The organism is Streptomyces longisporus, from assembly GCF_039532765.1.
GTDB classification, from domain to species: Bacteria; Actinomycetota; Actinomycetes; order Streptomycetales; family Streptomycetaceae; genus Streptomyces; species Streptomyces longisporus.
This window is the reverse complement of sequence record NZ_BAAASG010000012.1, coordinates 80,956-100,129: the sequence shown is the minus strand read 5'-3', so window position 1 is coordinate 100,129 and position 19,174 is coordinate 80,956. Positions and strand designations below refer to the sequence as shown.

Sequence of the window (19,174 nt, the reverse complement as noted above, 5' to 3'; positions counted from 1 at the left end):
AGCGGTAGGGAAGGGCTCGAAACCGGCGCCGGTTTCGAGCCCCTTCGCTTGTTTCTGCCGGGTTCCGCCAGTCCTAGGTGTCGTACGAGCCGTCCCAGGGCGAGGCGAAGAACAGACGGTCCGGGTAGAGCTCGGCCCAGCCGCCCTCCTCGTCCTGGCCGGTCACCAGACCGAACAGCACGCCGTCCACGGTGAGTTGGAACGGGCGTATCGCGATGTCCGTGTAGGAGCGCCGGGGCAGGCTGCGCAGCAGTTTCGCCAGATGCACACGGGCGCGGGTGAGAACCGAGTCGTCGCCGTGCGGGTTGCGTTGCTGCTCGGCCCAGGTGCCGGCACACCAGATCTCCGAGTCGCGGTGGTTGCCCTCGGCATCGAAGGTGTGGAGCACCGCGAAGAGGCGTTTTTCGTTTTCCCAGCCGTCGTCCGGACGGTACCCGCGCGGAAAGGCGTACGTGACCGTGCCCAGGAACTGGCCGTCCGCATAGCGGCCGATGGCCTCGGCCCGGCCGTGCGGTTCGTAGGAGATCGGTATGACCTCGGGGACTGCCATGGCGCACACCCTACGTATGCGGCGTGGCAATATCCCCCAGTCGTCGATGAGGACACCATTGACCTCGCCGAAGATTCACGAGACGGCGGTCGATCTCCACAGAACGGCGTTACGCGGGCTCGCCGCCGAAGCGCTCCTTGTACGTCTCCAGGTCCTCGTCCGTCAGCTTGGCGAACAGGACCGGCGGGACCGTGAAGGGCGTGCCCGCGGGGACCGCGGTGAGGGACTTCGCATCCGTCGGGGAGACCCAGGTCGCGGTGTCCTGAGGGAGGGCGAAGGCCTGGCGCATGGCGGCCGAGGTCGTCGGGATGAAGGGTTCCGAGACCACCGCGTAGAGGTGGATCAGGTTCATCGCGGTGCGCAGGGTCAGGGCCGCGCCGTCCTGGTTCGTCTTGATCTCCAGCCAGGGGGCCTTCTCCTCCAGGTAGGAGTTGCCGGCCGACCACAGGGCGCGCAGGGCCGCGGCCGCCTTGCGGAACTGGAGGGACTCCAGCTGCGACTCGTACTCCGCGAGGAGCTCCGCGATCTGCTCGCCCAGCTTCGCCTCCGCCTCCCCCGGCTCGCCGCCCGCCGGGACCTCCTCGCCGAAGCGCTTCTTGGAGAACGACAGCACGCGGTTGACGAAGTTGCCGAGGGTGTCCGCCAGGTCCTTGTTCACCGTGGCCGTGAAGTGCTCCCAGGTGAAGGACGAGTCGTCCGACTCGGGGGCGTTGGCGATCAGGAAGTAGCGCCAGTAGTCCGCCGGGAGGATGTCCAGGGCCTGGTCGGTGAAGACGCCCCGCTTCTGGGACGTGGAGAACTTCCCGCCGTAGTACGTCAGCCAGTTGAAGGCCTTGACGTAGTCGACCTTCTTCCACGGCTCACGGACGCCGAGTTCGGTCGCCGGGAACATCACCGTGTGGAAGGGGACGTTGTCCTTCGCCATGAACTCCGTGTAGCGGACGTCGTTGTCGACGTCGTACCACCACGACTTCCAGTCGCGGGTCGACGGGTCCTGGTCCGACCACTCCTTCGTCGCACCGATGTACTCGATCGGGGCGTCGAACCAGACGTAGAAAACCTTGCCCTCCGCGGCCAGCTCCGGCCAGGTGTCGGCCGGGACCGGGACGCCCCAGTCCAGGTCGCGGGTGATCGCGCGGTCGTGCAGGCCCTCGGTCAGCCACTTGTGGGCGATGGAGGAGGCCAGCTGCGGCCAGTCCTTGTCGTGGCGGGCCACCCACTCGCGCACCTCGTTCTCCAGCTTGGACTGGAGGAGGAAGAGGTGCTTGGTCTCGCGGACCTCCAGGTCCGTGGAGCCGGAGATCGCCGAGCGCGGGTTGATCAGGTCGGTCGGGTCCAGTACGCGGGTGCAGTTCTCGCACTGGTCGCCGCGAGCCTTGTCGTAGCCGCAGTGCGGGCAGGTGCCCTCCACATAGCGGTCCGGCAGGAAGCGGCCGTCGGCCGGGCTGTAGACCTGGCGGATCGCCCGCTCCTCGATGAAGCCGTTCTCGTTCAGGCGGCGGGCGAAGTGCTGGGTGATCTCGACGTTCTGCGGGGAGGAGCTGCGGCCGAAGTAGTCGAAGGCGAGCGCGAAGCCGTCGTAGACCGCCTTCTGGGCGTCGTGCGCCTGGGCGCAGAAGTCCGCTACGGGGAGGCCCTGCTCCTTGGCTGCGAGCTCGGCGGGGGTGCCGTGCTCGTCCGTCGCGCAGATGTACAGGACGTCGTGGCCGCGCTGGCGGAGGTACCGGGAGTACACGTCCGCCGGGAGCATGGACCCCACCATGTTGCCCAGGTGCTTGATTCCGTTGATGTACGGAAGGGCGCTGGTGATGAGGTGTCGAGCCATCGGGGGCTGCTCCCAGGTCGGATTTCGGGGTTCTTGGTTCTTTGCGAACCTTGAAATCGTAGCCGACATGGGTGTGCCGCCCGCTTCCCGTTTTACGGGGTGGGAAGCGGGCGGCACCGGGCGGAGGCGTTACGGACGCCAGTCGATCAGTACGCCGTCGTAGAGCTCCGCGTCCGTGAGCTCCAGGGGGGTGGGGCCCGCGTGGAAGAAGGCCGTGTTGTCGGTCTTCAGTTTGCGGAGGTAGTCGAAGGCCTTGTTGTCGTGGTCGCCGAACGCGACGAAGGAGAAGAACACCGAGGGGTGGGTCTTCGCGGCGTCGGTGAGGGCCTGGGTCGCGGGGGTCTTGGCGTCCGGGGCGCCGTCCGTCTGGAAGATCACCAGGGCGGGCGTCTTCGCGTCGGGGGTGTGGGCGTCGTAGTGGGCGAGGACCGCTTCCACGGCGGCGTGGTAGCTGGTACGGCCCATGCGGCCGAGGCCGGCGTGGGCGTCGTCGACGGCGGTCTGGGGGGAGGCCGGGGTGAGGTCGGTGGTGCCGTCGACCTCGGTGGAGAAGAAGACCACGTGGACGGAGGCGTTCTCGCTGCCGGCGGGGTCCAGGTGCTGGGCGAGGGCGAGGGTCTGGTCGGCCAGGGCCTGGGCGGAGCCGTCCTTGTAGTACGGGCGCATGCTCGCGGAGCGGTCGAGTACGAGGTAGACCTTGGCGCGGGCGGTGGTGAGGCCGGCTTTCGCCAGGGCGGCGGCGGGGGCGTCGGCGTCGGCCGCGGCGGCCGCGGGCTCCGGGGCCGGCTCGGGCTCCGCCTCGGCTTCGACCTCGGCCTCGGTGTTGCCACCCGCACCACCCGTGCTGCTTTCGATGTCGGCCGCGGGTGGCCCCTGTGGGGCCTTCTCGCCGTCGGCGGCCACCGGCTCGTCGGCCGCGGCGGTCGTCGGCTCCGCCGCCGGCTCGGGTGCCGCCTCGGCTTCGCCCTCGGTGTTCCCGCCCGCACCACCCGTGCTGCTTTCGATGTCGGCCGCGGGTGGCCCCTGTGGGTCTTCCTCGCCGTCGGCGGCCACCGGCTCGTCGGCCGCGGCGGGCGTCGGCTCCGCCGCCGGCTCGGGTGCCGCCTCGGCTTCGCCCTCGGTGTTCCCACCCGCACCGCCCGTGCTGCTTTCGATGTCGGCTGCGGGTGGTCCCTGTGGGGCCTTCTCGCCGTCGGCGGCCACCGGCTCGTCGGCCGCGGCGGCCGTCGGCTCCGCCGCCGGCTCGGGTGCCGCCTCGGCTTCGCCTTCGGTGGAGTCGTTCCCACCCGCACCACCCGTGCTGCTTTCGATGTCGGCTGCGGGTGGCCCCTGTGGGTCTTCCTCGCCGTCGGCGGCCGCGGGCTCATCGGCCTCGGCCTCGGCGCCTGCGGGCTCGGCGGTGTGCTGCGGTTCCTCGGCTTCCGCCTCCGCGACCGGCTCGGGTTCGGCCTCCGTCGCCGCCTCTGCGGCCGGCTCGGGTTCGGCCTCCGTCGCCGCCTCCGCGACCGGCTCGGGCTCGGCCTCCGTCACCGCCTCTGCGACCGGCTCGGGTTCCGCCACTGCCTCGGGCTCCGGCTCGGCAGCCGCTACCGGCTTCGTGGTCTCCTCCGGTGCCGTGGACGGCTCCGGCTCCTCGGGGGCGGCCGGTTCCGGAGTCTCAGGCTCGGTCCCCGTGACCGGCTCGGGCGCGGCAGCCCCGGTGGGCGGTTCCGGCTGCTCCTCGGGCTGGGGGGTCGGCTCTTCGACCTCCGTCTCCGCAGTCACCCGGTCCACCGGCTCCGACGGCCTCGGGACCGTGACGTTGTCGAAGGCCGCCGAGACCAGTTCGTGCTCGTCCTGGTCCTCCGTGGACGACGAGCGCGGTTCCGGGACCTGGGCGGACGGTGTCGGCTGCGGTTCGGGGGAGGGGGCCGGGACCGTCGGTTCCGGAGCGTGCGAAGGGGTGAGGTCCGCACCCTCTGCTTCGGCGGCACGCCCCTTGCGTGACCTGCCGAACGCGTTCCGCAGGAGAGTGAGAATGCCCATGTGCGCAACCCTTCGCGTGAGTTGATCCCGTCAATCCCTGGCCAGGACGGACACGTAAGGTTAGCGGCCCCAGATAGCGATCTTGGGCAGGGGCAAGGGACAGTACGGCCACTCGTGTCAACCACGCGTCAACGGGGACGCCTGGTGTTCCAGCCGCTGCCGGTACGCCGGTGCCTGGTGGGCCGATTCCCCGGGTCCTGGCCGCGGGCGCGCAGTCGGCGCAGGGCTCAGTGCGGGGACGCGATCGCCCGGGCCGCCGCCACCTCCTGGCGCAGTGGCTCCAGCACGCTGCCCGCCGGCCCCGTGAGGTCCGTGCGGACCGGGTACAGGACCTCGGTGTCCCGTAGCCCCTCCGCCAACTCGCCGAGCTGCATGGTCACTTGGCGGACCTCGGCGGCGGACGGCGTGGCCGCCCCGTGCCGTACCCGTACCGCCGCGGCCGTCGTGGCGTCCACGATCCGCTCCACGGCGACGACCAGCGGCCACCAGGCGGCGGCCCGGCGGCCGGTCGGTGGTGGTTCGGTCAGGGCGCGCTGGAACTCGGTACGGATGACGGACAGATCGCGGTAGAGGCGGCGTCGCATCCGGGCGCGGGCAGCCGGTTCGGTGCCGTCGCCGAAGGCGGACTCGACGTACTGGGCGGTGTCCGCGACCGCGTCCGCGAGCCGGTCGCCGACGCGGGTGTGCCAGCTCTCCGGCCACAGCAGATAACCGGCGACCAGCGCGATGCCGCAGCCGATGAGGGAGTCGACCAGGCGGGGCAGGAGCAGGGCGGTGCCCTGGTGGTTCAGGACGTCGGAGAGCAGCAGGATCACGGGTGTGATGGCGGCCGTCTGGTAGCCGTAGCCGCGCGGTGTGAGCGCGGGGATCAGCGGGGCGAGGACCAGCATCACCGGTACGTCCCACCAGCCGCGCGGTACCGCCGCCAGCACCGCAGCGGCGATCACCAGGCCCGCGACCGTGCCGAGGGCCCGCAGCAGTGCCCGGGAGAAGACCGAGCCGAAGTCGGGCTTCAGCACGAAGGTGATGGTCAGGGCGACCCAGTAGGAGCGCGGCACCGGGACGATCGACACCAGGGCCTGCGCGATGCCGATGCAGAGTGCGAGGCGCAGTCCGTAGCGCCAGGAGTTGGCGGAGAGGGTGACGTTGCGGGCGGCGCGGGCCGCGCGGATCGACAGGGCCGCCGGGCGCCCGAGGCGGTCGTCGATGCCCCTCGGGTCCACGTCGGGCGCGGTGACGACCTCGGCGGCGTGCCGCAGGGCGTGGTCGACGGCGCGGGCGGTCTCCGACGTCGGCACGGGCAGCCGCAGCCCTATCGGTCCCCTGTAGCCGGTCTCCACGGCCTGCGCGAGATGGCGTACGGCCTCGGGGACCTCCGGAGGGAGGGCCGTATCGCTGAGGCGGACGGCGGGGGCGGCCTCCACGACCGGGGTGATGGCGTTCAACTGGGCGAGCAAGCGCGTGAGTTCGGGGCTGCGGCCGTGGTGGCGGGCGCGGCGGGCGAGGACGAGGTCGTACGACTGGTTCAGGGACTGGGTGACGGCGTGGCGGGCGGCGTCGTACTCGTGAGTGCCGCAGGCGGCCATCAGCGCGGCCACCGTGCGGTAGGTGTCCGCGACCGCCGCCCGCTCCGGCACCCCGGACCGCAGGGGCCAGGCGAGCAGCGCGAGAAGGAGGACGAGGAGGCCGCCGCCGGACATCAGCACGGGCGCGAGCCACCAGTCGCCCGGCATCGGCAGTCCCGCGCCCACCACGGAGTTGAGGAGCAGCAGCAGCCCCGACACGGAGGCGACCGCCCCGATCGTCGAGATCATCCCGGAGACCAGCGCGACACCGGTGACCGCGGCGACGGCGATCCAGCCGTGCCCGAACGCCAGCGAGCCGAGGGTCACGCCGATCGCGCCGAACAGCTGCGGGATCGCGATGTTGAGGATCCGCATGCGGTACGCGTCCGCGGTGTCGCCGATGACACCGGACAGGGCGCCCATGGAGGCCAGCGCACCGTACGCGGGCCGGCCGGCCGCGAGGCCGATCGCCAGCGGAAGCGCCATCGCGGTCGCCGCGCGGGCCACGGCGGCCCAGTTCACCGGGGCCTGCTGGGGCCGGAGGTTCCTTACCAGCCAGTCGGGAGGGGTGAGGCCGGCGGGGAACTCTCGGGACATGCGCCCATTATGAGCAGCCCGCGCCGATCATCTACGCCCCGATGATCTCCCCCTCCGATCGCCACCGTCCGGATCATCCGCGCCGGTGAAGCGTGAGGTCCACCAGCAGCGCGCGGTGGTCGGTGTCGGTCAGGTCGAGGAAGTGGGCGCTGGTCGCCGAGAAGTCCCGGGAGACGAGGACGTGGTCGATCTGGGTGCCGAAGGTCGGGGCCGTGCGGGCGGGCCAGCTGGGGGTGCGGGGGTGGCCCGTGAGGCGGGCGGCGTCGCGCAGGCCGGTGTCGAGGATGCGGCGGAAGGCGGCGTGGTCCTGGGAGGCGTTGAAGTCGCCGGCCAGGATCATGGGCGTACGGGCGGCGGCAGCGTCCCGCAGCCGTCCGAGCTCCCGGCGCCAGAGGTCGACCTGCCCGGGCAGCGGCGGCATGGGGTGGGCGAGCTGGAGCCGTACGGCATGTCCGCGCACCTCGGCGACGGCGCCGGGCATGCCCATGGTCCCGGTCACGCCCGCCGTGCCCCTGAGCGGAAAGCGGCTGAGGATGATCGAGCCGTGGCTGCCGCCGGCCGCCACGGCCTGCCGGTACGGGTAGTCGGTGCCGAAGTCCTGCTTCAGCCGGGCCTGGCAGGTGTACTCGCACTCCTCCACGAACACGAGGTCCGGCCTGTGGCGCCGGATCTCGGGGACGAGGGAGCCGGTGCCGCGCCCGAACTCGACGTTCGAGGTCAGCACCCGGAACTCGGCGACGGGGGTGCCGCCCGGCTCGTCCGTCTTCCCGTACGGCTCGATGAACCACGCCAGCAGACCGAGGACGACGAGCGCCCAGATCATGCCGAGGCGCCAGCGGCCCAGCAGCGCGAGGAGCAGGGCCAGCCCGGCGGGGGCGAGCAGCCAGGGCAGGAAGGCGAGGACCTGGGGGACCGGGGTGAAGCCGTCGCTGTCGGCGACCCGGCAGCCGACGACCACGCTCACCGCGGCCAGCAGCAGCCCCGCGCACCAGGCCGCGAAGCGCCGCCCGGCCCGCCGTACCGGCTCGCCCTCGCGCTCAGTGGTCCACTCGGCAGCCGCAGTGTCCACGTCCGGGCCCTCCGCTCACGAGTGGGATGCCCGAATCATCCCCCGGCGGAGTCGATGCGCGCCAGGAAACTCTCCAGCGCCTCGTTGAACTCCTTGGGCCGTTCCAGGTTCGGCATGTGGGCCGTGCCCTCGATGACATGGAGGGTCGAGTCGGGGAGCGCCGCATGCATCGCCTCGGCGTCGGCGACCGGGGTGTAGGTGTCGTCGGCGCCCACGACGACCAGGGCCGGGACCGTGACGGTGGTGAGCAGCTCGCGGTAGTCGGGGCGGCCGGCGCGGGCCCGCAGGGCGGCCGCGGCGGACTGGGGGCGGGTGGCCGTCATCATGCGGTGGACGTGGGCCTTGACCTCGGCGGAGGCGTACGGCGCGACCATCTTCTCCAGGACCTCGTCGGCGTATCCGCGCATGCCCTCCCGCAGCAGGCGGTCGGCCATGGCGTGACGCACCTCGACGCCCTCGGGTGTCTCCGGCGCCGGGAAGGTGTCGGCGAGGACCAGGCCGCCGACGCGGGCGGGGAACTGGCGGTAGAAGTCCATGACGATCTGGCCGCCCATGGAGAGCCCGGCGAGCACGCACGACTCCACCCCCAGCTCGTCCAGCAGCGCCGCGAGGTCCTGCGCGAACTGCTCGAAGCGCGTGACCTCCGCAGAGGAGGGGGAGGCGCCGTAGCCGCGCAGATCGGGGGCGATCACCCGGCGGGAGCCGGAGAACGCCTCCAGTTGCGGGTTCCACATGGTGTGGTCGAAGGGGTGGCCGTGGACGAGGACCAGCGGGATCGGCATGGCATCGACCCTAGGGCGGGCCGACTCCTCAGTGCAATAAGATCTTTGCCCTCGGTGCAATGCCGGACAACGGCAGCAAACAGGGGGGCCAGTGGACGCGTACCGGCGGATAGCCGACCGCATAGCCGACGACATCGCCGCCGGACGGCTCCGGCCGGGCGAACGGCTTCCCCCGCAGCGGAAGTTCGCCAGGCGGCACGGGATCGCGGCCTCCACTGCGGAGCGGGCGTACGGCGAGCTGGTGCGGCGGGGGCTGGTCGTCGGCGAGGTCGGCCGGGGCACCTTCGTACGGGCCGCCCGGACCGGACCCGCCGGGCGGGCGCTCACCGAACCGGCGACCGCGGCCCCGGTGAACATGGAGCTCAACTACCCTTCCGCGCCCGGCCAGTCGGAGCTGCTCGCCCCCGCCCTCGCGCCGATGCTGCGCCCCGACGTCCTCACCGAGGCCCTGCGCCCGGCCCCCGCCGCCGGGACCGCGCAGGCCCGCGAGGCGGTGGCGGCGCTGCTCGCCACCCCCGGCTGGCGCCCGGCCCCCGACCGGCTGCTCTTCACCGGCAACGCCCGCCAGGCCATCGCGGCCGCCCTCGCCTCCCTCGTCCGTCCGGGCGGCCGGGTGGGGGTCGAGGAGCTGACGTATCCGCTGGTCAAGGAGATCGCGGGTCGGCTGGGCGTCCGGCTGGTCCCGCTGGCCACGGACGAGGGCGGGCTGCGTGCGGAGTCCGTCGCGGCCGCCCACCGGGCCGCTCCCCTGTCGGCGCTGTACGTCCAGCCGACCCTGCACAACCCGACGTCCGTGACGACGGGCGAGGTACGGCGGCGCGAACTCGCCGAGGTCGTCACCGGCTTGGACATCCCCGTCGTGGAGGACCGCATCTGGTCCTTCCTCGCCGACCCGGCCGAGGCCGCCGATCCGCTCGCCGCGTACGCCCCCCACCTCACCCATGTCGTCGACGGCCTCTCCAAGCGGGTCGCGCCCGGGCTCACGGCCGGCTTTCTCGTCGTACCGGCGCATCGGGTGGAGGCGGTGGCGGCGGCCGTACGGTCCGGGGGGTGGAGTGCCGGGCGGTTCGCGCTGGAGGCAGGAGTGCGGTGGATCGGGGACGGGACGGTGGAGCGGCTGGTTGCGGCCAAGCGGGAGGATGCGGCGCGCAGGCAGCGGCTGGTCGCCGAGCATCTGGAGGGGTTTCGGGTGCGGTGTGATCCGCGGGCGTATTTCGCCTGGTGGGAGCTGCCTGCGGCGTGGCGGGCGGACACGTTTACCGCGGCTGCGGCTGCGCACGGGATTGCCGTCACGCCGGGGACTGCTTTTGTGGTCGACTCCAAACGGACGCCGGATGCGGTCAGGCTTGGTCTGGCGTCTGCTGCTGTGCCTGATCTGGATCGGGCCCTGCGGGTGCTTGCCGGCCTGGCTCTAAGGGCTCCGTTGTAGGTCTTGGGATTCGTCTGCGGGTGCTTCGTGGCTGGTCGCGCCCCGCGGCGGAGCCGCAGATCGATGCTGCCCCGCGCCCCCATGGGGCGCGGCCTTGCTGCTCCGGGAGCGTCCGGTGAGCCAGGCTGCCAGCGCGACCGTCAGGCCCAGGGTGATCAGGAGCCAGCACGCCTGGCGGAGGGTGGACGTCAGGGCGTCGTAGACGGCGGCCGCGGCCGGCTGCTGGGCCTCGTCGGGGAGGTCGGCGAGGGTGAAGTGGCGGCCGATGGTGACGGCGAGGGCGAGCAGGGCGCCGCCGAGTGCCGTGCCGAGGGCGGTCGCGGTGACCGCGCGGCGGCGGCAGGCGGCGACGGCGATCCCGGTCACGGCGAAGACGACGGCCGCCACCGGCAGCCAGAAACCAGCGACTTCCAGCACGTGGAATCCCTTCCGGAGGCGGTCCAGCTCCTGGGCCGGCAGCACCGCGACCTCGGTGTGCTCGACCGGGATGCGGTTCGCCAACGGGACGTGTTCCACGGCGAGTTGACGCTTGACCTGAGCGGTGAGGGGGGCGAGGTCCACGGTGACGTCGCGGTCGCTCTCGTCGTGCAGGGCGCGCAGCACCGCGTCGTGGACCGCCCGGTTCCCGGAGTCCCAGGCCAGCCGGAAGGCCTCGGTACCGGTGAAGGAGTGCACCGCGTCGTGCACGAAGGGGCGCACGCTGCCCCGCAGCGGACGTACGTCCCCCAGGTCGTCGACCTGCTGCATGATCCCGGCGCCGACGGTGTCCGCGACCGCGTCCCGCACGGCGGGATCCCCGGCGAGCGGTGCCATCGTCGTGACGTAGCGGCTGGTGTCGGTCAGGTCGTACGCCGCCCAGGCCGCGAGCGTGCCGCACGGCGCGAGCAGACACGCCAGGGCGATCAGTGCCGCCGACAGGGCGTGCCGCAGGCGCTCAGGTCGCTTGGGGGCCACCTCTCCAGGCAACGGCCCGGGGGCGGAGCGCGCGAGCCCAGCGCCCCCATATGGGTTCCGTCCGGGTGCGCCGCGCCCCGGACAGGCCCTCGTGCCGGTCAGCGGATGCGGTTGCCGACGGCGTCCTCGCGCGTGTAGTAGCGGTAGAAGAACACCAGGAAGATGCCCGCCGTGACGACCACGCCCAGGGCCACCGAGCGGTAGACCGACTCGCCGGTCTGGCTGTACAGGAAGGCGACCGCGGCGCCCGCGAAGCCGGACTTCACCAGTGAGTGCAGTTCACGCTTGAGCAGCGGTGCGAACGTCGCGACGGCGATGCACAGCACGATGAACACGGCCGCCGTGACGAAGCCGAACAGGATGTTCCAGCCGGTGATGTCGCCACCGCCGCGCCGGTTGGCCGCGGCCCAGAAGCCGTAGACGAGCCCGAGGGCCACGGGGATGCCGTACCGCCCCAGGGTGTGGACCCGCTCGTCGAAAAGGTCGGGTGTGCGAGTGGGCCGGGCCGCGCGGTTCAGCCTGACCTTGCTCATCATTCCGCCGGACGTGGGTGCCACGTGAGCCATGAGAGCACTCCTCTCTCTCCTCGCCCCTGCCTACCAGAGCACACCTGGAGGAGACGCCTGGCAAGTCGGTGGGCGTGGCCAGTTCCCTGGTGCGGTCCGCTCGGCCGCGGCGCGCGGTCCGGCGCCCGGGTTTCGGTCCTGGCGCCCGCCTTTGCACCCGCAGCGGTTACGGTGCTGCCGTAAGTGATCGACGGGGGATGGGGAGGGAACGATGCCCGGAACCGTGCTGTTGCTCGCCGCATCGCCGGCGGGCAAGGGGTGCCTGGTGGACGCGGCGTCCGTGCTTCCCGTCCTCGCGGCCGTCCCGCCCGCCGTACTGTCCGGCACGGACACCGCGAACGTCGTCGAGCTCGCCGACCCGCTGGAACCGCAGGCCGTGCTCACCCGGCTGCGGGCCGCCGCGGGGGCTCCGGGGCCGCTCACCGTCTTCGTCACCGGGCAGCTGCAGCTCGACCGCCGCCAGCGGCTGCCGCACCTGGCGTTGGCCCGTACGACGCCCGCGACGGTGCGCTACACCGGGCTGCCGTGGCACTGGATCCGGGAGGAACTGCGGCTGCGGGCGGTCGGTTCCACCACGCTGTTCCTGGACTTGCATGCGGATGCCGAGGCATGGGAGTGGCTTCGGGCGAACCCGCTCGACTCGGGGCGCAACAATGCCGTTTACGGGCGTGTGGCGCCTCCGCCGTCGCGGCGGGCGGTGGCGGTACCCGCGTACATGAAGGCCGTGGCGACGATTCTGCGCAGTGGGCTGCGGCCTCCTGCGGAGCAGTTGCATCAGCAGGCGCTGGGCCGGGTGGGCGTGGAGGGGTATGCGGACCTGGTGCTGGGCGCGCCTGGAGTGGGTGGTCCCGTCCCTGGGGGCTTCGCCCCCAGACCCCCGTATCGGCCTGAACGGCCTCGTCCTCAAACGCCGGACGGGCTGAGTGATGCTGACCGGCGCTCGAACGGTGCGGATGGGCTGAGTGATGCTGACCGGCGCTCGAACGGTGCGGATGGGCTGAGTGATGCTGACCGGCGCTCGAACGGTGCGGATGGGCTGAGTGATGCTGACCGGCGCTCGAACGGTGCGGACGGGCTGAGTGATGCTGACCGGCGCCCTGGCGGTGAGGCCGACAAGCGAGAGGCCGATCCGCACTCCGCCATCTCCGCCGCCGTCCGGTCCGGCCGTCACTTCGACGCCGATGCTCTCGCCGCGCACCACGAGCAAGTCGCCGTACGTGCGCACGGACCGGGGTCCGAAGAGGCCCTGCACTGGGCCGAAGTGCGGGCGGACCTGGCGATGTTCGCCGGGGATCCGGTGCGCAGCTGCCGGACCTGGCTCGGCGTGGCCGCCGCGCGGCTGGCGGCGGGGCAGGCGGCGGACGCGCCCGCCGTGGAGGCGGCCGTGGACCGGGCGCATCACCAGTGGGGGCAGGTCCGGGACGCGGCCGCGGCGCGGGAACTCGGAGCGTCGCTCGCCGAATTGCGCTCGCGGGTGCCGGGGCGCAAGCAGGGTGCGCTGGACCATGTGCAGCGGCAGCTTCGGCAGTTGCAGACCCAGGGCTGAGCAGGCCCTACATCTCGGCGGTGGCGAACAGCTCCAGGTGCCCGCACTGGGGGCAGCGGTACGCCTCTATCTGCCGCCGGGGCCGGCCCATCCGCCTGGCGCCCCCGAAGGGCCCCAGCTGCAACGCGCCCTCGATCCAGCGCGCGTACCCGCGCGCGCCCTGGCCTTCGTCCTCGACGAAGCCGTCCACCAGGCCGAGGGTGCCGCAATAGGTGCACTTGTAGTTGTTCACGCGGTGAGTGTAGGAGCGCGATCACCACGTGAGACACGCGAGCTACGCGAGATACGCGAGCGCCCCCGACACCAGCGTCCGTACGCCCGGTGTGACCGTCGACAGGTCCGGTGCGAAGTGCGGGCTGTGGTTGCTCGGGACCGCCAGGAACTTCTCCATGAGGTCGGTGCCGGGCGCCGCGTCCCACACGTCGGCCGGTGTGGTCGTGACGAACCAGTAGGAGTACGGGATCCCGCCGTGCGCCAGGTGCGGGAAGTCCTCGCTGCCCATCACCGGGCCGAAGTCCAGCACCGTCCCGGCCCCGAGCACCTCCTCGTGCACGGCGGCGATCCGCCGGTCCGTGTCGGCGTCGTTCGTGGTCACCGGGAAGGCCGCGCCGACCGTGACCTCCGGCTCCCGCGGGCAGCCGGCGGCCAGGGCCTCGCCCGCCGTGATGCGCCGGATCGCGGCGATCATCCGCTCGCGCACCTCGTCGGACTGGGTGCGCAGGTTCAGGGCGATGCGCGCCTCGGACGGGATGATGTTGTGCCGGGTGCCGCCCTCGATCCGGCCGACGGTCAGCACGGCGGACTCGCGGGCGGCGATCTCCCGGGAGACGACCGTCTGGAGGCGGGTGACGAGGTAGGCGGCGGTGACGACGGGGTCCACGGTCGTCTCGGGGCGGGAGCCGTGCCCGCCGCGGCCGTGCAGGACGATGTCGATGTCCGTCGACGCCGACATGATCAGGCCGGGTGAGTGGGCGTAGAAGCCGACGGGGCCGGGCGCCGCGTGCTGGCCGAGCAGGACGTCCGGGCGCGGGAAGCGTTCGTACAGGCCGTCCGCGATCATCCCCTGGGCGCCCTGGCCGGTCTCCTCGGCGGGCTGGCCCACCACCAGCAGGGTGCCGGACCAGGCGTCGCGCCCGGCAGCCAGCGCCGCTGCCGCGCCCGCCAGCCAGGTCACGTGCAGGTCGTGGCCGCAGGCGTGCATCACACCGGGTGTGGCGGAGGCGTACGGCAGGCCCGTCTCCTCGTGCACCGGCAGCGCGTCCATGTCGGCGCGCAGCAGGACCGTCGGGCCCTCGCCGTTGCGCAGGACGCCTGCGACTCCGGTGCCGCCGATGCCCTCGGTGGTCTCGTAACCCGCCTTGGTGAGCCGCTCGGCCAGCTTGGCGGCCGTGCGGCGCTCCTGGAGCGACAGCTCGGGGTGGCGGTGCAGATCCCGGTAGAAGTCTTCCAGGTCGGAGACCGGGAGATCGGCGGTGAGGTCCAGCGCGGTGCGGGCGGCGGGAGACGGCATGGGGGCAGCGTAGGCGGCGCCGGGCCCCGGCGGGGCTGGGTGCCCCATATCGCGACGGCCCGGGCACGCAGTGCGGCCGCCGACGCGAAGGGGGGAGTGTGCGTCGGCGGCCGCGTTGGGGGGTTCCCGGTGAAGAGCCTGGCAGGCGGGGAGTTGATAGGCACCCCTGTTCATGGGGCCAATCAATTCCGCGGGCCCGTCGTCTGCCGGCCGGGTGCCGGTCAGGCGTACGGGTGCCGGTCAGGCGTACGGGTCGAAGGGGATGCCGCTCGGCCTGGCCTTGTTCAGGTGGTCGGCGAACTTGGAGTCCTGGAGCGGGAAGTTCGCGCTGCCCCAGTCGGAGGCGTTCAGCGTGTCCCGCAGGCCGGGCGCCAGGGTGGACCAGCTGAGCAGGTTCTCCTGGTGCCAGGCGCCGGTGTCGTTCTCCGGCGTCTCGCCCCACTTGGCGAAGCGGAAGGCGTGGGTGGACACGCCGTCCTTGTGGTAGACGGCCTCGACGCGCTGCCCGCTCATCGGGACGTCGGCGATCGGGTGGGTGCTGAAGCCGCCGTGCCGGGAGGCGGACAGATACGCCGGGGTGGACGCGCCGTCCTGGACCCAGACGACCATGCACTCCCAGTCGTGGCGGTGGCCTGTGCCCGGGGAGGCCTCGTCCTTCTCGAAGTAGCTGGCGTAGATGATCCCGCACCAGCCGTTGTTGCACTTGGACCGCGAGTAGGTGTTCGCGTGCCCGAGGTGGCCGGAGCGGCACTCGCCGGTGATCGGGCCGGTCGGCTTCAGACCGCCGTTGAGATTGCCGCTCGGGTCGATCGCGGCGGCGGGGTAGCAGCTGTCCGTGTCGTAGTCGTAGACCGGCTCGAAGTTCTTCTCGAACGAGGTCGCGTTCTCCGGCAGGTTCTGCAGCACACCCGCAAAGGCGCTGCCCGGCAGAGCGAGGGCGAGGACGGTGGCGCTGCCGGCGACGGCGGCGGCCCTGGCGAGGCGGTGGGACCTGGCGCTGCTGACTGCTGGGGGCATGGGGGGCTCCAGTCGACGGTCCATTGGTACCGGACATGACATCCGGGCGGGACGAAGACTGGTGCAGGTCGAGAGTTCGATGGAAGGGCTTTCCGTCAAACTCGAGGCGGCTTTTCCCCGAACTGAGTGCTGACCGCTAGCCCCGGTGGTGAACCTGCTGCACCTGGCCGGCCGGACTCGTGTCGGCCGCCTTGGCCGGGCCCGCGTTGGCTGCCAGGACCAGGGCGGCCACCGCGACGAGGGCTGCGCCGAACCCTCGGGCGTAACGCTCGGAGATGTGTCGGAGCACGGCAACCTCTCAACAGCGTCTCAACAGTGTTGTATTAAACGCGCTTAAGACGCCGTTTAACGTAGGGGTCGACGGGGGCCAACGGCAAGAGGTTCAGGGGGAGTTGTCGTGTCGGACCGTGATGATCCGGTGACCATCGGTCGCAGAGTCCAGCAGTTGCGGTCCGAACGCGGGCTCACGCAGCGGCAGTTGGCGGAGCCCGCCTACACCCCCGCCTACATCTCCACCCTGGAGGCCGGCCGGGTCCGCCCCTCCGCCGAGGCGCTCAGGCACATCGCCGAGCGCCTCGGCATCGCCTACGACGAGCTGGTCACCGGACGTCCGGCCCGCCTCGCCACCGATCTGCGCCTCAGGCTGACCGAGGCACAGCGCACGCTCGCGGGCGGCGAGGCCGAGCAGGCGGCCGAGCAGTACGCCGTGCTGCTCGCCGAGGCCGAGCGCCACGAACTCGTCGACGTCCAGGCGGTCGCCCTGCTCGGGCTCGGCGAATGCGCGCTGGACACCGGAGAGCTGGAGGCCGCCCGGCAGTACTTCGAGCGCTCCGAGCGCGCACTCGCCGACGTACCGCTGCCTGCCCGGGTACCCGCCCTGCGCGGTCGGGCCGTCTCCCACTACCTGGCCGGTGAACTCCGTTACGCCGTCTACCTGCTGGAGTCCGCCCTCGACGAGCTCAACCGCAGCGGCCTGCACGACCCGGACGCGCTGCTCCTCCTCTACGCCAGTGTCATCGGCCCCTACATGGACATGGGCGCCCAGGCCCGCGCCGCCCAGGCCGCCGAGTTCGCGCTCGCCCTCGCCCCGCAGTCGGGGGACCCCGCGCTCGTCGCCCGTATGCACCGCTCGGTGGCCCGCACCCTGCTCGCCGAGGGCCGTATCACCGAGGCCGACGCCTCCCTCGCCAAGGCCGCCGAGCTGTACCGCACCCTCCAGATCCGCACCGAACTCGCCAACTGCCACTGGATGCGCGGCTACGTGTACGCCCAGAACGGCGAACTCGACTGCGCGGAGGGCGAGTTGAGGCAGGCCCTCGACATGCTCTCCGCGGGGCGCGCCGCCCTCTACAGCAGTCAGGTCGCCGTCGAGCTCGCCGACGTACTGCACCGGCGCGGCAAGTCCGACGAGGCCGCGGCCCTGCTGCAGAACCTGCTCAGCGACGCCCTCGGTCCCGAGCGCGGTGCCCTGCACTCGGCCGCGGCCCACCGGCTGCTGGGCATCATCGCCGAGGACGCCTGCGACACGGAGGCCGCCGAGGAGCACTACGTCCGCGCCCTGAGCATGCTGGAGCGGGCGGGCGCGGCCGGTGACCTGGCCGACCTGTGCCGGCTGCTCGGCGATCTGCTGCGCCGTACCGGCCGGGTGGAGGCGGCCCTGGACGCCTATCGCACGGGCCTCGGCCACCGTACGGCCCCCGGCACCACCACCCTCGGACCCGCACCCGCACAGCCTCCCCTGTGACCCCGGCCAGGGGTACCTTGCCTGGTCGGCGGGCCGACGGCGTTTCGCACCCGGGGGCAGGGGTAGTCGGGCAGCGCTCCCAGATGCAGGCCCCGCTGCGATCGGAGGAGGCGATGGCCGTGGACGCAGTAAGGGCCGTCGACGTGATCGCCGAGGTGGTGCGCGATGCCAAGCCCGGGGAGACACCTGCCCGGTTGTGCGCGGCGGCGGTGAAGCTGCTGCCGGTCGTCGGCGCGAGCGTGTCGCTGCGCGGCAGCGGAATGCCCATCCGGCTCGCCGCGAGCAACTCCCTGGCCTCGTTTCTCGCGGAGGCCCAGACCACCCTCGGTGACGGCCCGTGGCTGCACGCCTACCGGGACGGCACCCCCGTGCTCGCCTGCGACCTGACCGCCGGCCGGGACCTGCACCGCTGGCCGGTGTTCGCACGCCAGGCGGCGGCCGTCGGTGTCCGGGCCGTGTACTCGATGCCGCTGGGCAGCGACGACGGCCTGACCGTGGGCACGCTCGACCTCTACCGCGACACCCCGGGCGGCCTGACCGAGGACGAGCTGCGCCGTGCACAGCTCGTGGCCGCCGTCATGACGCTGGCCCTCACCACCCTGCCGCGGGAGGAGAGCGGCAGCGGCGGCGAGGAGGCCTGGCTGGCCGGTCTGGCCACCGAGCACGACGAGGTCTACCAGGCCATCGGCATGGTCATGGCACAGCTCGGCGTCGACGCCGAGGAGGCCTCGGCCCGGCTGCGTGCCCGCGCCTTCGCGCAGGGCCGCACCGCCCTCGAGGTGGCGCACGACGTCATCGCGCACCGGGAGCGACTGGACGGCGACTGAGCGCCGCGCGACCGGGCACCGGATCAGGGGGTCCCTATGATCACGGCATGGACATACTGGGTATCTCCCTGCTCACCCTGCTGGCGCTCTTCGGTATCGGCAGCGTCGAGAACCGGATCTCCCGTGCGGACAGACGAGCGGCCCGTATCGAGCACAAACTCGACCTGGTCCTCGCTCACTTGGGACTCACCGAGCCCGAGCCGTGGTCGGACGAGGTGAACGCGCTGCTGCGGGAGGGCAAGAAGATCCAGGCGATCAAGGTGTACCGGGAGGCGACCGGGGCGGGCCTGAAGGAGGCCAAGGACGCCGTGGACAAGCTCGGTTAGACCTCGGTCGGCGGTCGGCCCCCGCCTCAGACGCGCAGGCGTGGCTGCTTCCTGACATCGGCCAGCCGCTGCGCACCCACCTGTACGAAGGCCTTCGTGGTGTCGGCGGACACGTCGCCGGTCCCGCCGTGGGAGAGCGCGATCGTGTCCTCGCCGACGCGGACCACGGCGACGTCGAGGGTGAGCAGGGTCTGCTCGCCGGTCGCCGTCGCACTGGTGAACGTGATCCGCAGCCCCTGCCGGTCGTCGCCGACCACCGGCAGTACGGCCTCGTCGACCCGGACGTTCTGGAGCGTGCCGCGCTCGGTCACCGCCGTGAACTTGGCGCACGTCTTCGGCAAGGTCCGCATCCAGGCCAGCGTCCTGGCCACGGCGGCGGGCTTCAGCGACAGCACCTGGTACCGCAGCTGCGTCTGGTCCATGGCGTCGTCGAGCCCGACCACCGCCCGCGTCCCGGTGGCGTCCGCACCGAACAGGTCGTCCGTGTACAGCGCCTCGAGGAGCTTGCGGCACTCGGGCACGTCGGCGTGGCTCTTGAGCACCCCGTCCCGCCAGGTCGCGGCCCCCTGCGTGGGCGCCCACGGCGCGCCCACATCCGTCTGGGTCACCAGCGCGGCCTGGGCCTGCGCCTCGGTGAGGGGCGGCGGCGCGGCGGGGGCCGTGGGGGACGGCTTCGCACTGTGCGCGGCGCTGTGCGAAGCCGCGGGCGGCTTCTCCTTCTCCTTCGCCCCCGGCTCCGGGCCCACACCCACGATGAGACCGCACGCACTCACGCTCACCAGCGCACCCGCGGACATCACGGCGGCGACGAGGACACGGGACGGGGTGCGGGTCATCGGACG

General features: G+C 72.4%; 18 protein-coding genes. 5 read left to right on the top strand and 13 right to left on the bottom strand.

Features of this window, described 5'->3' with window-relative positions; translation table 11 throughout:
- Positions 1-73: 73 nt before the first annotated feature.
- The 6 genes from ABD355_RS26120 to ABD355_RS26095 form a co-directional block, all read right to left on the bottom strand.
- On the bottom strand, positions 74-550 hold the full coding sequence (locus tag ABD355_RS26120; protein ID WP_344403100.1) for a hypothetical protein: 477 nt from the start codon (positions 548-550) through the stop codon (positions 74-76).
- A 109-nt stretch (positions 551-659) separates the two neighbouring features.
- Positions 660-2,375, bottom strand: coding sequence for a methionine--tRNA ligase (metG, locus tag ABD355_RS26115; RefSeq protein WP_344403099.1), 1,716 nt, complete (start codon positions 2,373-2,375; stop codon positions 660-662).
- Between the two features lie 129 nt (positions 2,376-2,504).
- Positions 2,505-4,400, bottom strand: coding sequence for a VWA domain-containing protein (locus ABD355_RS26110; RefSeq protein WP_344403098.1), 1,896 nt, complete (start codon positions 4,398-4,400; stop codon positions 2,505-2,507).
- A 227-nt stretch (positions 4,401-4,627) separates the two neighbouring features.
- Complete coding sequence (locus ABD355_RS26105) at positions 4,628-6,562, bottom strand: FUSC family protein (protein WP_344403097.1); 1,935 nt, start codon at positions 6,560-6,562, stop codon at positions 4,628-4,630.
- A gap of 73 nt (positions 6,563-6,635) precedes the next feature.
- Complete coding sequence (locus tag ABD355_RS26100) at positions 6,636-7,631, bottom strand: endonuclease/exonuclease/phosphatase family protein (RefSeq protein WP_344403096.1); 996 nt, start codon at positions 7,629-7,631, stop codon at positions 6,636-6,638.
- 35 nt (positions 7,632-7,666) lie between these two features.
- The gene (locus ABD355_RS26095) at positions 7,667-8,413 is read right to left on the bottom strand and encodes an alpha/beta fold hydrolase (RefSeq protein ID WP_344403095.1); all 747 of its coding nucleotides are present in this window, start codon (positions 8,411-8,413) and stop codon (positions 7,667-7,669) included.
- Between the two features lie 91 nt (positions 8,414-8,504).
- Between ABD355_RS26095 and ABD355_RS26090 the strand changes: the two genes are divergently transcribed.
- Positions 8,505-9,842: an aminotransferase-like domain-containing protein gene (locus ABD355_RS26090; protein ID WP_344403093.1), complete on the top strand. Its 1,338-nt coding sequence runs from the start codon at positions 8,505-8,507 to the stop codon at positions 9,840-9,842.
- Here ABD355_RS26090 and ABD355_RS26085 read toward each other — a convergent pair.
- Positions 9,825-10,796, bottom strand: a complete 972-nt coding sequence (locus ABD355_RS26085) for a hypothetical protein (RefSeq protein ID WP_344403092.1) — start codon at positions 10,794-10,796, stop codon at positions 9,825-9,827. The two genes, ABD355_RS26090 and ABD355_RS26085, sit on opposite strands and share 18 nt — an antisense overlap.
- A gap of 98 nt (positions 10,797-10,894) precedes the next feature.
- The gene (locus ABD355_RS26080; RefSeq protein WP_344403091.1) at positions 10,895-11,362 is read right to left on the bottom strand and encodes a hypothetical protein; all 468 of its coding nucleotides are present in this window, start codon (positions 11,360-11,362) and stop codon (positions 10,895-10,897) included.
- A gap of 211 nt (positions 11,363-11,573) precedes the next feature.
- On the opposite strand from ABD355_RS26080, the gene ABD355_RS26075 reads away from it, so the two are divergent.
- Positions 11,574-12,908, top strand: a complete 1,335-nt coding sequence (locus tag ABD355_RS26075) for a hypothetical protein (protein ID WP_344403090.1) — start codon at positions 11,574-11,576, stop codon at positions 12,906-12,908.
- Positions 12,909-12,915: 7 nt separating this feature from the next.
- Here ABD355_RS26075 and ABD355_RS26070 read toward each other — a convergent pair whose 3' ends face one another.
- The 4 genes from ABD355_RS26070 to ABD355_RS26055 form a co-directional block, all read right to left on the bottom strand.
- Entirely contained in the window at positions 12,916-13,140 is a 225-nt protein-coding gene (locus ABD355_RS26070) for a hypothetical protein (protein ID WP_344403089.1), read from the bottom strand.
- A gap of 42 nt (positions 13,141-13,182) precedes the next feature.
- Positions 13,183-14,418 (bottom strand): amidohydrolase, encoded by a 1,236-nt coding sequence (locus tag ABD355_RS26065; protein WP_344403088.1) that lies wholly within the window; start codon positions 14,416-14,418, stop codon positions 13,183-13,185.
- A gap of 240 nt (positions 14,419-14,658) precedes the next feature.
- Positions 14,659-15,435, bottom strand: a complete 777-nt coding sequence (locus tag ABD355_RS26060; RefSeq protein WP_344403086.1) for an NPP1 family protein — start codon at positions 15,433-15,435, stop codon at positions 14,659-14,661.
- A gap of 136 nt (positions 15,436-15,571) precedes the next feature.
- Positions 15,572-15,724, bottom strand: coding sequence for a hypothetical protein (locus ABD355_RS26055; protein ID WP_344403084.1), 153 nt, complete (start codon positions 15,722-15,724; stop codon positions 15,572-15,574).
- Between the two features lie 108 nt (positions 15,725-15,832).
- Between ABD355_RS26055 and ABD355_RS26050 the strand changes: the two genes are divergently transcribed.
- The 3 genes from ABD355_RS26050 (at position 15,833) to ABD355_RS26040 (ending at position 18,332) form a co-directional block, all read left to right on the top strand.
- Positions 15,833-17,179: a helix-turn-helix domain-containing protein gene (locus tag ABD355_RS26050; RefSeq protein WP_344403083.1), complete on the top strand. Its 1,347-nt coding sequence runs from the start codon at positions 15,833-15,835 to the stop codon at positions 17,177-17,179.
- A gap of 119 nt (positions 17,180-17,298) precedes the next feature.
- Positions 17,299-18,006, top strand: a complete 708-nt coding sequence (locus ABD355_RS26045; RefSeq protein WP_344403082.1) for a GAF and ANTAR domain-containing protein — start codon at positions 17,299-17,301, stop codon at positions 18,004-18,006.
- 47 nt (positions 18,007-18,053) lie between these two features.
- Complete coding sequence (locus tag ABD355_RS26040) at positions 18,054-18,332, top strand: ribosomal protein L7/L12 (protein WP_344403080.1); 279 nt, start codon at positions 18,054-18,056, stop codon at positions 18,330-18,332.
- A gap of 26 nt (positions 18,333-18,358) precedes the next feature.
- Here ABD355_RS26040 and ABD355_RS26035 read toward each other — a convergent pair whose 3' ends face one another.
- Positions 18,359-19,168: a hypothetical protein gene (locus ABD355_RS26035; RefSeq protein WP_344403079.1), complete on the bottom strand. Its 810-nt coding sequence runs from the start codon at positions 19,166-19,168 to the stop codon at positions 18,359-18,361.
- Positions 19,169-19,174: the final 6 nt, after the last annotated feature.

Excerpts from the sequence above, each read along its gene's own strand:
- ABD355_RS26120 (WP_344403100.1), bottom strand. The coding sequence starts at position 550 with ATGGCAGTCCCCGAGGTCATACCGATCTCCTACGAACCGCACGGCCGG.
- metG (WP_344403099.1), bottom strand. The coding sequence starts at position 2,375 with ATGGCTCGACACCTCATCACCAGCGCCCTTCCGTACATCAACGGAATC.
- ABD355_RS26110 (WP_344403098.1), bottom strand. The coding sequence starts at position 4,400 with ATGGGCATTCTCACTCTCCTGCGGAACGCGTTCGGCAGGTCACGCAAG.
- ABD355_RS26105 (WP_344403097.1), bottom strand. The coding sequence starts at position 6,562 with ATGTCCCGAGAGTTCCCCGCCGGCCTCACCCCTCCCGACTGGCTGGTA.
- ABD355_RS26095 (WP_344403095.1), bottom strand. The coding sequence starts at position 8,413 with ATGCCGATCCCGCTGGTCCTCGTCCACGGCCACCCCTTCGACCACACC.
- ABD355_RS26080 (WP_344403091.1), bottom strand. The coding sequence starts at position 11,362 with ATGGCTCACGTGGCACCCACGTCCGGCGGAATGATGAGCAAGGTCAGG.
- ABD355_RS26075 (WP_344403090.1), top strand. The coding sequence starts at position 11,574 with ATGCCCGGAACCGTGCTGTTGCTCGCCGCATCGCCGGCGGGCAAGGGG.
- ABD355_RS26065 (WP_344403088.1), bottom strand. The coding sequence starts at position 14,418 with ATGCCGTCTCCCGCCGCCCGCACCGCGCTGGACCTCACCGCCGATCTC.
- ABD355_RS26060 (WP_344403086.1), bottom strand. The coding sequence starts at position 15,435 with ATGCCCCCAGCAGTCAGCAGCGCCAGGTCCCACCGCCTCGCCAGGGCC.
- ABD355_RS26040 (WP_344403080.1), top strand. The coding sequence starts at position 18,054 with ATGGACATACTGGGTATCTCCCTGCTCACCCTGCTGGCGCTCTTCGGT.
- ABD355_RS26035 (WP_344403079.1), bottom strand. The coding sequence starts at position 19,168 with ATGACCCGCACCCCGTCCCGTGTCCTCGTCGCCGCCGTGATGTCCGCG.